This window comes from Corynebacterium sp. FDAARGOS 1242 (assembly GCF_016889985.1).
In the GTDB taxonomy this organism is placed as follows: Bacteria; Actinomycetota; Actinomycetes; order Mycobacteriales; family Mycobacteriaceae; genus Corynebacterium; species Corynebacterium minutissimum_B.
Map to the genome: position 1 here is coordinate 1,466,374 of NZ_CP069568.1, position 13,128 is coordinate 1,479,501.

The 13,128-nt window shown below is 59.9% G+C and carries 12 protein-coding genes; 4 read left to right on the top strand and 8 right to left on the bottom strand.

Features of this window, described 5'->3' with window-relative positions; translation table 11 throughout:
• Window positions 1-7: 7 nt before the first annotated feature.
• Complete coding sequence (locus tag I6J72_RS06980; RefSeq protein WP_204098675.1) at window positions 8-1,042, bottom strand: 3-hydroxyisobutyryl-CoA hydrolase; 1,035 nt, start codon at window positions 1,040-1,042, stop codon at window positions 8-10.
• 94 nt (window positions 1,043-1,136) lie between these two features.
• Between I6J72_RS06980 and I6J72_RS06985 the strand changes: the two genes are divergently transcribed.
• Window positions 1,137-1,925 carry an HAD family hydrolase gene (locus tag I6J72_RS06985; protein WP_370552133.1) on the top strand — a complete coding sequence of 263 codons (789 nt, stop codon included), beginning with the start codon at window positions 1,137-1,139 and terminating at the stop codon, window positions 1,923-1,925.
• Window positions 1,926-1,986: 61 nt separating this feature from the next.
• Here the strand turns inward: I6J72_RS06985 and I6J72_RS13135 are convergent, their stop codons facing one another.
• Window positions 1,987-2,322: a hypothetical protein gene (locus I6J72_RS13135; protein ID WP_239107227.1), complete on the bottom strand. Its 336-nt coding sequence runs from the start codon at window positions 2,320-2,322 to the stop codon at window positions 1,987-1,989.
• Between I6J72_RS13135 and I6J72_RS06990 the strand changes: the two genes are divergently transcribed.
• Window positions 2,300-4,549 (top strand): acyltransferase family protein, encoded by a 2,250-nt coding sequence (locus I6J72_RS06990; protein ID WP_239107229.1) that lies wholly within the window; start codon window positions 2,300-2,302, stop codon window positions 4,547-4,549. The genes I6J72_RS13135 and I6J72_RS06990 overlap by 23 nt on opposite strands.
• A 110-nt stretch (window positions 4,550-4,659) precedes the next feature.
• Here I6J72_RS06990 and I6J72_RS06995 read toward each other — a convergent pair whose 3' ends face one another.
• Both I6J72_RS06995 and I6J72_RS07000 read right to left on the bottom strand, forming a co-directional pair.
• On the bottom strand, window positions 4,660-4,983 hold the full coding sequence (locus tag I6J72_RS06995) for a putative quinol monooxygenase (protein ID WP_204098676.1): 324 nt from the start codon (window positions 4,981-4,983) through the stop codon (window positions 4,660-4,662).
• A gap of 105 nt (window positions 4,984-5,088) precedes the next feature.
• Window positions 5,089-5,646 carry a hypothetical protein gene (locus tag I6J72_RS07000; protein WP_239107231.1) on the bottom strand — a complete coding sequence of 186 codons (558 nt, stop codon included), beginning with the start codon at window positions 5,644-5,646 and terminating at the stop codon, window positions 5,089-5,091.
• A 145-nt stretch (window positions 5,647-5,791) separates the two neighbouring features.
• On the opposite strand from I6J72_RS07000, the gene I6J72_RS07005 reads away from it, so the two are divergent.
• The gene (locus I6J72_RS07005) at window positions 5,792-6,706 is read left to right on the top strand and encodes an AEC family transporter (RefSeq protein WP_204098677.1); all 915 of its coding nucleotides are present in this window, start codon (window positions 5,792-5,794) and stop codon (window positions 6,704-6,706) included.
• A gap of 23 nt (window positions 6,707-6,729) precedes the next feature.
• Here I6J72_RS07005 and I6J72_RS07010 read toward each other — a convergent pair whose 3' ends face one another.
• On the bottom strand, window positions 6,730-8,595 hold the full coding sequence (locus tag I6J72_RS07010) for an ABC-F family ATP-binding cassette domain-containing protein (RefSeq protein WP_204098678.1): 1,866 nt from the start codon (window positions 8,593-8,595) through the stop codon (window positions 6,730-6,732).
• Window positions 8,596-8,686: 91 nt separating this feature from the next.
• On the opposite strand from I6J72_RS07010, the gene I6J72_RS07015 reads away from it, so the two are divergent.
• Complete coding sequence (locus tag I6J72_RS07015) at window positions 8,687-9,970, top strand: hypothetical protein (protein WP_204098679.1); 1,284 nt, start codon at window positions 8,687-8,689, stop codon at window positions 9,968-9,970.
• Window positions 9,971-10,003: 33 nt separating this feature from the next.
• Here the strand turns inward: I6J72_RS07015 and I6J72_RS07020 are convergent, their stop codons facing one another.
• From I6J72_RS07020 to I6J72_RS07030, 3 genes are read right to left on the bottom strand one after another with little or no spacing between them, the layout of a single operon-like run.
• Entirely contained in the window at window positions 10,004-10,942 is a 939-nt protein-coding gene (locus I6J72_RS07020) for a 4-(cytidine 5'-diphospho)-2-C-methyl-D-erythritol kinase (protein WP_204098680.1), read from the bottom strand.
• Window positions 10,939-11,781, bottom strand: a complete 843-nt coding sequence (gene rsmA, locus I6J72_RS07025; RefSeq protein ID WP_204098681.1) for a 16S rRNA (adenine(1518)-N(6)/adenine(1519)-N(6))-dimethyltransferase RsmA — start codon at window positions 11,779-11,781, stop codon at window positions 10,939-10,941. The genes I6J72_RS07020 and rsmA overlap by 4 nt, the downstream gene beginning before the upstream one ends.
• 33 nt (window positions 11,782-11,814) lie before the next feature.
• Window positions 11,815-12,963 (bottom strand): resuscitation-promoting factor, encoded by a 1,149-nt coding sequence (locus tag I6J72_RS07030; RefSeq protein WP_204098682.1) that lies wholly within the window; start codon window positions 12,961-12,963, stop codon window positions 11,815-11,817.
• Window positions 12,964-13,128: the final 165 nt, after the last annotated feature.

Consider the following 13,128-nt stretch of genomic DNA (forward strand, 5'->3'; position numbering starts at 1 on the left):
CTTTTCCTTAAACGTTGAGGATCGCGCGGAACTCCTCCGGATCGACCTCCTGGGTCGTGGCGGGGTCGAACTTCGCGTCCTGGGTCTTATCAACGAGGACTGCGCGCACGCCCTCGGAGAAATCCGGGCGACGGTACATGTGCATGCCGAGCTTGAGCTCTAACAGGAGCGCTTCGCGGATATCATCCAACCTCGCCTCGGCTTCAAAGAGCTCATTGGCCGCAATAATCGCTGCCGGGCAGGCGCCCGCCATGAGTCGTTTCACTTCTCCCGCAATTTGGGGGCGTGTCTCCAATTCAGCAGAAATTTCCTTCCACGTCGGCAGCGCAAAGGTCTCTTCCAAATCTTTCGCCACCTGCTCCAGCGGTGCCGGATCCTGTGGTGCAGGCAAGGCGAGGTCCGCAAGGGCGGCATCAATGCCGCGGTCGATTGCTGCCTCGATCAGCTCAGAAGCGTCCTTCACCACGTGGGTCGCCACGCCGGTCCACAACATGTCGGCGGCATACATGCGGTAGCCCGAAATGCCCCAGAACTTAGCCAATCCAGGCGATGCCACACCACGGGTGCCCACCATGCGCTGTGCGGCATAAGCCACGCCTACATCCGTGACGTAACCAATGTTCATCTCCGGCATCGAAGCAAAGGCACGTTCTGTCACCACGCGGTGCGAGCCGTGGAGGGAAATACCAAGGCCACCGCCCATAACGACACCATCAATCACGGCAATATAGGGCTTAGGGAACTCAGCGATATCACCGTTAGTGAGGTACTCGGAGGCAAAGAAGGCATCGACGTCTTCGAGCTTGCCCTCCGCTATTCCTTCGCGGGCATGGCGGACGTCACCGCCGGCGCAGAATGCTTTCTCACTCGCAGAGTGAATCAGGACCTGTTCGATAGTGTCGTCCTTGGCCCACTCCTCAAGGGAACGGCGAATGATGTCAATCATGTCGGGGGTCAGCGAGTTCAATGCCTTAGGGCGATTGAGTTCGAGGACTCCGGTATGGTTGCGGACGGAAACGAGTACTGGATCAGTCGTAGTCATACGCACCAGTGTTCCATATCACACATTTTTCGGCCACCACATTTTTGAGGTGCCCGAGCCTACAAACCAGACCACAGAAACGGTGTAACTTTTCGTGCTCCCACAGCTTGTTGCCCTCGACATGGATGGCACGCTCCTTGATACCCACGGCCAGCTTCCCGCTGATTTCTCTGAGCTTCAGAAACTGGCCGCTGAGCGCCACTGCGAGCTGGTACCGGCGTCAGGCCGTCAGCTGGCCACGCTCAAGGACATGTTCCCTGACATTGACACCTTCATCGCGGAAAATGGCTCGGTGGTCATGCACGGCGGGGACATCATCGCCACCTTCCCCATTGCGGAGGAAACAGTGCGCGCCGCCCGCGCTGCGGCTGATTCCATCACCGAACCACACACCACGGTGCTGTGTACTCCGGAGACTGCCTTCGTGGCCGACGACGTATCGGACGCCGCTCGCGCTGAGTTGTCTAAATACTACAAGGCAGTCACCTGGGTGCCGGAGCTTTCCGCCATCTCTAACTCCGACATCATCAAAATCGCTATCTTTTGCGAGTCAGGCTCGGAAGCGTATGTCTACGGACCGATCCGTCAAGCAGTCCCGGACGATAACGTCGCTGTCTCCGGCAAGGTATGGCTCGATGTCATGGCCCGCGGGGTGGATAAGGGCGCCGCATTAACCAAGCTCGCCGAACTCTCCGAGGTTCCCATCGCCGCCACCGCGGCCTTCGGCGATTACCTCAACGATCTAGAGATGCTTCGGGCTGCGGGCACAGCTGTGGCCATGGAGAATGCTCACCCACAACTCAAAGAGGTCGCGGACATCGTCGCACCCGCTAACACAGACAACGGGGTCAGCGTGGTGTTGCGTAAGCTTCTGAGCTCTTAACACGCTCCCAGGAAACCTGCCTGGTTCAGGCACTTCTCCGGAGTAGGATTACTCGGGTTCCCTAGCCCTCTGATCCCCACGTGCGGAGTGTTGTCGTGAAGAATTTTCTGCGGTCGATGTTGTCTGGATCGACGAAGCGCGAGAAGTCTTCCTCAAGTCCCTCAAAGTCCACTGCTTCTTCCCCTGTCTCTCCCCCGCCGGCCGTGCCGACGACAGTGACGGCGCCAAAGGCTAAGTCGGCGCCGAAGGCAGAGTCTGCGCCGGAGCCGAAGTCCGCGTCAAAGCTATCGCCTGCGCCGAAACGCAGGCGCCCGCAGCGCAGCGATAATTCCTCACTTGAGCTGAACGCAGCCTCCCTCCCGAAGGCCTCCGCCGTGCGGAAGGCACAGCTCACCAAGGCCCGCGAGGAGGCTGAGGACAATAAACCCCGCCGACGCCGCCACATCCCGCGGGCGGTCACACCCCAGCGCCCTGTCACTGCCGAATCCCCTACTAAAGCTCAGTCCGCTGCAGCGAAGGACACGGCAACGCCTGCAGCAACTGCGAAGGAAGCAACAGCACTTCCCGAACCGCAACCGGCTAAGGAAGCACCCGACGCGGAGATTTCACGTGCACTAGCACGCCGCTCTCAACCCGTCGGGACGCCTACTGAAAGGCAACTCAAGCCCACCAAAGCTACTCGCGAACAGCGCCGTGCTACTGCCCGTGTGCACGCTGACGACGGTACTACCGACGTGCTGGCGGTGCCGAAAGAATCAGCTACCGTCAAGCAGCAGCGGCGCGCCCGCTTGCGCCAAGTTCCGGGGCTTGATGGTCTGCGCGGCCTTGCAGTGGTAGCCGTGGTGATTTACCACTTCTTCGGTGATCTGCTGCCCGGCGGCTACCTGGGCGTGGACATGTTCTTTGTCCTCTCTGGATTCCTCATCACGTCACTGTTGATTCGCGAATTCAACGTTACTGGGCGCATTAGCCTCACAGATTTTTGGATAAGGCGCTTTCGGCGAATTCTTCCCGCCGCGCTTGTGGTTCTGTGTCTGTGTACCGCGGTGGTTTCGGCCATTGGGGGTGACCTTGCTGTTGGTATCCGAGAGCAATTCCTCGGCACCCTGTTCTTCGTCAACAACTGGACTCAGATCGCCACCAGCCAAACCTACTTCGCGCCCAACGAAGTGCAGGTCTTTGCCCATTATTGGTCGCTCGCGGTGGAGGAGCAGTTCTACCTCATCTGGCCGCTGCTCATGACAGGCGTCTTCGCTGTTTCGCGCCGTAAGCCCACACGCCTGCCCATCGCGGTGGCACTGGTGCTTGCGACGGCGTCTGCCCTGGCCATGGCTTTCCTCTTCGCACCGGGCGACGATCCCACCCGCGTGTACTACGGCACTGATACCCACGCCTTCGGCCTACTGGTCGGTGCACTTTTGTCCTTCATGCTCACCTCGACGTCGAAAGAGGCTGGGGCGGACTCGTGGGCGTCGACAAGCAAAGGCGTCCTTGCCAGTACCGTTGGAACCCTTGCTTTGCTCGCCTACCTTGCACAGCTGGTGTGGATGGGTGCGGACCGCGAGTTCACCTACCGCGGAGGCCTCGTCCTCACCAGCGTGCTGGGCGCCGCGATGATCTGGGCAGTGGTGCGCGAAACCGGCCCCCTGACGTGGTTCTTCGGTACCCGCGTCATGCGATGGCTGGGACAGCGTTCCTTCTCGCTGTACTTGTGGCACTGGCCCATCATCATGATTCTCGTCGCCGTATCCGACGCGCCGTCGTGGGCACTAGGCATTCTCGCCCTGCCGCTATCTTTCGTTCTGGCGGAAGTGACGTACCAATTTGTAGAGAACCCCTTCCGCCGCGGCGGCTATGTCAAGACGTGGCACGATTACTGGGCTGCCCGCCCCAGTTTGCATGAGATAAAAGTGGGCTTTGGCAAAGCCATGTGGCCAGTTGTGCCAGCACTCGTTGTGCTCTCTGCCCTTGGCGTGGTCTATGGTGTGGCGACCTCTGAGGATAAAACGGAGCTCGAGCGCGAACTGGAGCGCATGGCGCAAGCCAATGAGCAGGCGGCAGCGTCAGCGCCTGCTCAGCCTACTGACAAGCCGAAGGAGAAGCGCTCCCTGCCCACCGGAGCAGAGATTACTGCGTTGGGTGATTCCGTCATGCTCGCGTCTTCCGAAGCCCTCACGGAGCGATTCCCAGGCATCCTCATTGATGCTGCAGTCTCCCGCCAATACTCTGAGGCCATTGATTCGCTGCGCGCTCTGAAGGATTCTGGGCAACTGCGCTCAACGGTCTTCTTGGGGCTCGGAACCAATGGCGCTGCAGATGCGGGACGCTTGGATGAGTTGCTCGACATTGTGGGCCCTGAGCGCACCGTGGTCTTCGCTGTGCCCTATGGCGACCGTGATTGGATGGGCCAAGCACGCTCAGAGATCGTGCAAGCAGCATCGCAGCGCGAGAACGTGTACCTGGCGGATTGGTGCGGCACTGCCCAAGAGAACCCTGCGCTGATGTACGACGACGGCGTGCATCCACTGCCCGAAGGCGCGAACCTCTACGCCGAATCCTTTGAAGAGACCCTTGAGCAGTACGCCAACGGCGACACGTCTCTCGAGACCGCGTGCGAAGCTTGACCCACCCTCAGCGGAGTTAGACCTGCCTTATGCCCTTGAAATGCTGAAAAGCGCCGCTCGAAAGCGGCGCTTTTCTCCGTGATGGGCCTCAATGAGTCTGAGGCAGCGTCTTAGTCGACGGAGAACTCGCTCATCTTGTCCCACTCAGTTTTTCCATCAATGTGGGTATTGATGATGTCCGGGGTCTCAACCAGGTACTTCGGGAGCTCCTCGCAGGAACGCTTGAAGTGCTCGGTGTTGACGTGGTCAACGTCGGTGCCATCCTTGTAGGACTCGAGCAGGAGGAAGCGCTGTTTGTCTTCCGGATCGCGGAACCACTTGAAGTCGATGCAGCCGGGCTCAGCCTGGCAGGCCTTGGTGTACCAGTCGATCTCATCGAGGAAGGTCTCGGCGTACTCGGGCTTGACGTGGAACTGTACGTTGATCAAAACCATGGGCCCCACTGTAACTATCTCCCTGAAAACGTGCAGAAGGCCCTGCCCATAGCGGTTTATTCACGCCATAGTAAAGCAGGGCCGGAGAATAAGGCTCGTGGTGAATTACTTGTTGAAGAAGTACTCCGCCACATAGACGTACTTGCCGTCGAAGGCCTGGGCAACGCCGAAGCCGGTGCCATCAGTCTTGGTAACCGGAACATCGCGGTTGAGCCACTTCACGCGGTCCTTAGCCTCAGACTCGGTGAGCTTGTAAATATTGCCGCTGCCTTCCTCCAAGTGGGTCAGGCCGTCACCTGCGTTGTCATGGAAGGTAACCTTGCCGGCAGCCGCCTGGTCAGCCCACTCCTGAGCGATCTTCTTCGCGTTGTCATCAGCGTGGTGCCCCTGCTTCAGCAGGTGAGAATGGGTAGCACCTACGAGCTCGTTCGCCACGGACGGGGTCGGTGTCTTCACGAACGGCGGCAACTTAACGTTGTACTGCTCGGCCAAGTCATAAGCCTGAGCAGGCAGCTCAATCTGGAGGGAGTTAATCTGCTCAGTCGCCTGAGAGGACAGCTGATTAATATCTTGCGCCTGCGCAGCGGAAGCGCCGGAAACAGCCAACACTGCGGTCAGGGCAGCGGTGGTAGACAGACGGGAAACACGACGGAATGCATTCATGTCCTCTACCGTGCCATACAATCGCTTCCTGTGTGAACTAACCTCGCAGTCCCACAGGACATTCGATATGGCATTGTTATGCTCCAAGGCGTTGTTTCTGAAATCTATGACGCCTCCTAGAACGCGTCCGAGAGGTTGATCACTAGTGCTAGATGTCCTAACGGGCTTTGCGATTATCTTCGTGGTTATCGCTGTGGGCTTCGTACTGGCACACAAAGGTGTCATCGGCAAAGGCGAAGCCCGCTTGCAGTTCAACCGTGTCGCTTTCTGGGCGGCAACGCCCGCACTGATTTTCTCCAGCGTGGCGCAGTCCGATACCTCAGCATCTGCCTCGCCCGTTGTGGCAGTTATCGCTGTCGCGTCGGTGGCGACAATGGGCGTCTACGGCCTTCTGAGCATGTTCTTCTTTCGCCGCAGCGGCGCGGAAACCATGGCGGGTGCGGCGGCTTCGAGCTACTACAATTCCGTCAACATTGGCCTGCCCATCGCCACCTACGTCATCGGTGATGCCACTTTCGTCGTGCCCGCGTTGGTGCTGCAGATGGCGGTGCTCTCACCTTTTATTATCGCTGGTCTCAATGCGCAGGGAACGAATCTGTGCTCAGTCATAAGTTCGGTGATGTCAGGTGTTACCGCACCCGTAGTCATCGCTGCCGTCTTGGGATTCATCGTGTCTGCTGTCGGGTGGACGGTACCGGATGTCATCATGGCCCCAATGGAAATCCTTGGAGGAGCCTCCATCCCCATGATCCTCATGAGCTTCGGTGCTTCCCTGAAGGGTGATTCGTTGCTCAACAACGATCGCCTGCCCACCATCGTGGCAACGGCACTCAAGCTCATTGGCATGCCGGCCATCGCCCTCGTCGCAGGTTTAACCTTCGGGCTCAGCGGCAACGAGCTCTACGCGGCGCTGATTTTGGCGGCGCTTCCGACCGCGCAGAATGTCTACAACTACGCCGCCACCTACCAGGTGGGAGAAACCGTCGCGCGCGATACGGTTTTCCTCACCACGTTCCTCTCTTTACCCGCCATGCTCGGCATTGCCGCGCTTTTCGGCTAAACCCGCTCTTTCCGCTTCCGTCTCTATCCCTCGAGCTGCTCCCCTAGCTCCAGCCATTCCATCTCTAACTCTTCGCGCTCGGCGGCTACAGCCTTGAGCTCAGAATCCAGCCGGGAGAGCTCTGCGGAGTCGCCGTCGCCGGAGGCCATCTTCTCGGCTGCATCGGCCATCTTCTCGTTGAGCTGTGAAGTCTTCTCATCGAGCTTGGCCATTTTGCGCTCCAGCGCGTTCATCTTCTTAGTCAGCTCGCGTTCTTCTTGAGAGCTCAAGCGCTTGACTGGGGCTGCGTTCTCAGACACAGTCGCATCAGTCGAGGCACCACCTGTGTCTGAGCCAGTCGGCGTGGACTTCTCACCAAGGTCAATAACGCCGCGGGAAGCAGCCGCCTCCATCTGCTGGCGGCGGCGCAGGTACTCCTCGATTCCGCCCGGCAGGTTGGTGAGCTTGCCATCCCCAAACAAGGCATAGGTGTTATCCGCAATGCGCTCAATGAGGTAGCGGTCGTGCGAAATGACCACCATGGTGCCCGGCCAGGAATCCAGGAGGGACTCCAGTTCCTGGAGGGTGTCGATATCGAGGTCGTTCGTGGGCTCGTCGAGAAGCAGCACGTTTGGTTCTGCCATGAGAACACGAGTCAGTTGCAGTCGGCGGCGCTCACCACCAGAGAGGTCGCCTACCGGAGTGCGCTGGCGCTTGGCCGAAAAGCCTAGACGTTCGGCCAACTGGGAGGCAGACAGCTCCTTCTTGCCCAACTGGACATAGGTGGCGACGTCCTCGACGGCGTCGAGAAGCCTGCGCTCCGGATCCAAATCATCGAGCTCTTGACGCAGCCAGCCCAGGCGCACTGTCTTGCCCTCAATGCGCTTGCCGGCTGCCAGTTCCACCTCGCCGGCGAGGGCGCGCAGCAGCGTGGTCTTGCCTGAGCCGTTGACGCCGACGAGGCCAATGCGCTCGCCTGGAGCCAGCCTCCACGTGAGGTGATCTACCAGCGTGCGGCCATCCGGCGTCGTGATTTTCGCATCCTCGAGTTCAATAACGACTCGGCCCTGGCGCTGCTTGGAGAAGGCCATGAGCTCGACCTTGTCGCGCGGCGCTGGGACGTCCGCAATAATCGCCTCGGCGGCCTCAATGCGGTAGCGCGGTTTGGACGTGCGGGCAGGTGCACCGCGGCGCAACCACGCCAGCTCCTTACGCGCTAAGTTCTGACGGCGCTGCTCGATAGCATCGGCCTGGCGGGCACGTTCAGCTCGGGCGAAAGTCCAGTCGTTGTAACCGCCTTCATAGGCATCAACAACACCGTCGTGCACCTCCCAGGTCGTAGTGGCCACGGTGTCGAGGAACCAGCGGTCGTGCGTCACGACGATAACCGCCAGTTTGCGGGACAGCAGATGATTGGCCAGCCACTGCACACCTTCCACGTCCAGGTGGTTGGTGGGCTCGTCGAGCACCACGGCGTCGAGATCCTGCACGAGCGCTGCGGCCAGGTTGACGCGTCGGCGCTCACCACCAGATAGTGAACCCACCTGCGTGTCGAGGCCGAGGTCAACAATTCCCAGTCCGCCCAAGACATCGCGCACCTTGGCATTGGAGGCCCACTCGAAAGTCTCCAAACCCAGCGGCTCGATAATGACCTGGGAAATGGTGAGCGACTCGTCGACCTCAAAACGCTGCGTCACCACAGCCATACGCAAGTCCGAGTTATGAGATACGCGGCCCGAGTCCGGCGGCTCGATGCCGGTAAGGACCTCCAGCAGTGTCGTCTTTCCGCCACCGTTGACACCGACGATGCCAATCCGGTCGCCGGTTTGGACACCCAGGGAGACCCCGTTGAGAAGGGTCTTGAGACCAAAAGATTTGGTTACGTTTTCGAGGTTGATGAGGTTCGCCATAACGAGGATCTATCTTAGTGCCTCGCTACGATTACCCCCGCACCACAAAACTTATTGAATGTGATTTTCGCTTTCAATAGTGTCGTTCTCTATGAAGAACCACACCCTACCCCTGTGCGCTGCACTATCCGCAGCCACACTTGCCATCACGTCCTGCTCCGCCTCTGACCAAGAGAGCGCTTCCCCACACAGCACTGAGCCCACGGCCGCTGGCTCAGAGCACAGCCACGATGGGTTCGAGTCCGCTGAAGGTGAGACCGAGGTAGCGCAGCTACCCACGCGCATTGTGCTTTCCCACAAAGATGGTCTCACCACTATCGATGCCGAGAGCGGCGAGGTGATTGGCAGCGAAGACATGAAGGCCTTCCTGCGCCTCAACGATGCCGGCGATAACCGCCATGTCATGGTGACCAAGGGCGATAGTTTCCTCACCTTCGATACTGGGCGCATCACCAAACCACACGGAGACCACAAGCACTATTACACGGCGGAGCCGAAGCTTGGCGACGTTTCCGTGGACGCCCCTCATGCTGGGCACGTGGTGCATCATGACGGCTTTACCGCGCTCTTCTCCGATGGTGACGGCGTGGCGAAAATCTACGCGACGGAGGAGATAGGCAATGCGGACGCCAAGCCGGTCAACACCGTTGAGACTGGTGCAGCTCATCACGGCGTGGCCGTACCGCTCAAGGATGGCTCGGTGGTCATCACCAAGGGCACTGAAGACGAGCGCCACACCATTCAGCACGTAGACAAGTCCGGCAAAGTCCTGGCAGAAACTACCGAATGCCCCGGCGTACACGGCGAAGCAGCCGCCGGAAACGGCACGCTTTTCTTCGGATGTGAAGACGGACCGGTGGTCTTCGACGGCAGTGACTTCCACAAAGTGGATGTTTCTGCCTATGCCGGCAAGGACGGCTATCAGCGCTCAGGCAACTCTGCCGGCTCCGAGGAGTCCAACGTCATCTTGGCAGACAACAAGACGGAAAAGGACGCTGAGTTCGAGCGCCCGACCTCCGTGGCTCTTATCAATACCGAGGATTACTCCGCCCAGAAAGTCGAGCTCGGAGAATCTTATTGGTTCCGCTCCTTGGCCCGCGGCCCACTTGGGGAGGCACTGGTTCTCACCACCGACGGCAAGCTCAACATTATTGACCCTGACTCCGGCGAGGTAACGAAAAAGATCGAAGCTATTGCTCCGTGGAAGGAAAATGAGGAATGGCAGCTGCCAGGACCTATCTTGAAGTCGGCCAATGGCTATGCCTACATCACGGACGCCGCTAAAGAGGAGCTTGTCATCGTCGATCTGCTCGGAGACAAGGAACCACAGCGCATTCCGCTAGAGATGAAACCCGTCGAAATGGCGGTTCTGTAGCGCCTCCCCTCCAATTCGCCTTTAGCCGGATGCTTAGACCAGCGTGGCGCCGCTAGCTGGGCCGGTTGTCACCAGGCCGCGGGTGCCGCGGTTATCGGCACAGACCTGAGCCACGACTTCAACGGCTGTCTCCTCATCCTCACAGAGGAAAGCACAGGTCGGGCCAGAGCCAGAGACAATCCCTTTCAGAGCACCAGCGGCTTCGCCGGTCTCAAGGATTTTGCGCAAGTCTGGTCGCAAGGACAGCGCGGCCGGTTGGAGATCATTGTGCATGGCTGCGGCAAGTTCACGTGGGTTGCCGCTAATAAGGGCTTGGCCAACCGCTTCGGTATCGAGGTGCGGGGAGCTTCCGCGGCCAGCTGCACGAAGCTCATCGAGTTTGTGGAAGACCGTTGGGGTGGAGAGTCCCTCGGCATTGGTGATGATGGCCCAGATGTAGCGACCACGCGACATCATCGAAGTAAGCAGTTCGCCGCGTCCCCGGCCCAAGGCAGTACCTCCCAGGAGCGTGAAGGGAACATCGGAGCCTAGTTCCGCTGCGAGTTCAAAAAGCTTCTCCTCGGTTACAGGTTCTCGGGAGAATTCAGTGCTTAATGCATGGTTGGCAAGGAGCAAGGCTGCGGCGGCGTCGGCCGAACCGCCGGCCATGCCACCCGCCGCAGGGATGTTTTTCTCCATAGTTAGGATGCCCGTCGCTGGGAGCATGAGGCGTTGGGCGACCAGCTCCACAGCACGCCAAGCCAGGTTATCTGTCGTGGCGGGCACGCCTTGTGCGTGGCGGCCGGTGACCTCCACCGTGGTGTCTTCTGACCAGCGATAGCTGACGATGTCATGCACCTCAAGAGCCTGAAAAACCGTGGCTAGCTCATGAAATCCATCCTCGCGGGCTTCACCGACGCCAAGATGCAGATTGACTTTGGCGTGTGCGCGGGCCTGCCACAACTGTGAGGACGGCGCGAGTGGCTGGCTCATGATACGCCCGCCAATCGGACAAAGTCCTCCACGCCGAGTTTCTCACCGCGCAGGCGCGGATCGATACCGGCTGCGTGCAGTGCTTCTTCGGCAGCTGCGGCGGTGCCGTAGTGGCCGGCCAGCGCGGCCCGAAGAGTCTTGCGGCGTTGGGCAAAGGCGGCGTCGACAAGCGCGAAGAGCTGCGGTCGCAGTCCCTCGTCATAGGGACGCGTGCAGTCAATGCGCACGAGACCGGACTCGATCTTAGGAGCGGGCCAGAAGACGTTTTTGCCAATTGTGCCGGCTTGGCGCACGGGCCCATAGAAGGCTGCCTTCACACTCGGCACGCCGTAGACCTTGCTTCCCGGCGCAGCCGCGAGACGCTCAGCCACTTCCAGCTGGACCATGACGAGGACACGGCGGATTGTAGGGTACAACTCCAGCACGTGCAGCAGCACTGGAACGGCCACGTTATAGGGCAGGTTGGCCACGAGCGCTGTGGGCTCGCCCAACTCGCCTTTGTCCAGGGTAAGGGCGTCTTTTTCCACCACGGTGAGGCGATCTGCCTGCTCCGGAGCACGCTGGGCCACCGTCTCCGGCAGCTTCGCAGCCAAGCGCGGATCAATCTCTACTGCGGTGACGTGTGCGACTTCCCCCAGCAGGCCCAGCGTCAACGAACCGAGGCCCGGGCCAACCTCCACTACGCGGTCCTCAGCTGAAAGGTCCGCGGAGGCAACGATGCGCCGGATCGTGTTGGGGTCATGGAGGAAGTTCTGGCCCAGCTTCTTCGTCGGGGTGACGTCCAGCTCGGCAGCGAGCTCGCGGATCTCCACTGGACCCAGCAGGTGGGGTTGTGTCATGTCTGCCAGACTAATACGCGGCGCGCCGAGATTTTAGCGCAGGCCGAGTTTTGCGGTGCAGGCAGGCCATGCGCCCCAGCCCTGAGCAGCCTGGACCTTCTGAGCCACGGCAATCTGCTGCTCACGGGTGGCCTGCCATGCCTGCGGTGCGTACTCGTTACCGCCGAAGGCAGCCCAGGTAGACGGGGTGAACTGCAGGCCGCCGGAGAAACCGTTACCGGTGTTGATAGACCAGTTACCGGTAGCCTCACACTGTGCGAGAGCATCCCAGACGGAACCTTCAGCTACGGCGGGGGCAGTGGACTTCGGCTTGGTGCCGCGGGCAATACGTGCAGCTACGGGCTCGGTGTGGACGTCTTCCTTGATGACGTCGTTGGATTCTTCTTTACCGTTAACCTTGACGATCTTGCGGGTCACGGTGCGCGAGCCTGGAGTTCCCTCTTCGCGGACCTCTTCGGAACCTTCCTCAAGCTCCGGATCATCAAAGTAGTCAGCCGGAGCATCGAAGTCTTCAGTCTTCTCTTCCTCTGAGACCTCAACGCGGTCCACGGTAATACTCATGCCAGCGGTGACCGGGGTATCCAGAGCGGGGCTGACACGGTCATCCTTATCCACGGTGATGCCGCGAGCTTCGAGGGCGTCCTCCACGGTCTTGGCAGCGATGCTGGCGTAGGAGACCGAGCCGGCATCGGAGACCTTCACAATCTTCGGGGAGACTACCTCGATGTTCATACCTTCGGTCACCACCTCATCATCCTCAACGGTCTTCGACCCGGAGGTTACCGCGGCGCCAGGCACGATGCCGTCGAGGCCACCGAGCAGATCGGAAATGGTGAGGTCGGTGGAGGACAGCTGCGTTTCCACGCCATCAATGGTCACAGCTACTGGCTTGGCAGTACGGACCGTGATGGAGTCACCATCAGCGAGCTCCTCGGACAGCGCTGGGTAGACGAGGTCATCGCCTGCCACGTCGACGCCTGCGGCCTCCAAAGCGCTGTTAACGTCACCAGCAAAGGTGGCCAGAGTAGTCGTCTCACCGTTGATGTCGAGGGTGACATCTTTCTGGGCGCCAACAGCAACAACACCGCCGACAGCCAGGGTGCCCAGGACACCGCCGGTAGCCATACGCAGCGGCAGGGAGCGGGAGTTGTTAATACGCTTTATCTGCTTCTTCGGGGACATAAACCTCTACTCGTCTCTGCAGTATTTCGTGCCAGACATCCGCCCGGCAGCTGATTCTGCGCGACAGAATGCGCGCCCCGGCAACATCGATACCGGGCTAACTTTGGATAACAATACGGTAACAGCGCGTAACGATCGAGAAGCCCTCACACGCCGCGACCACTG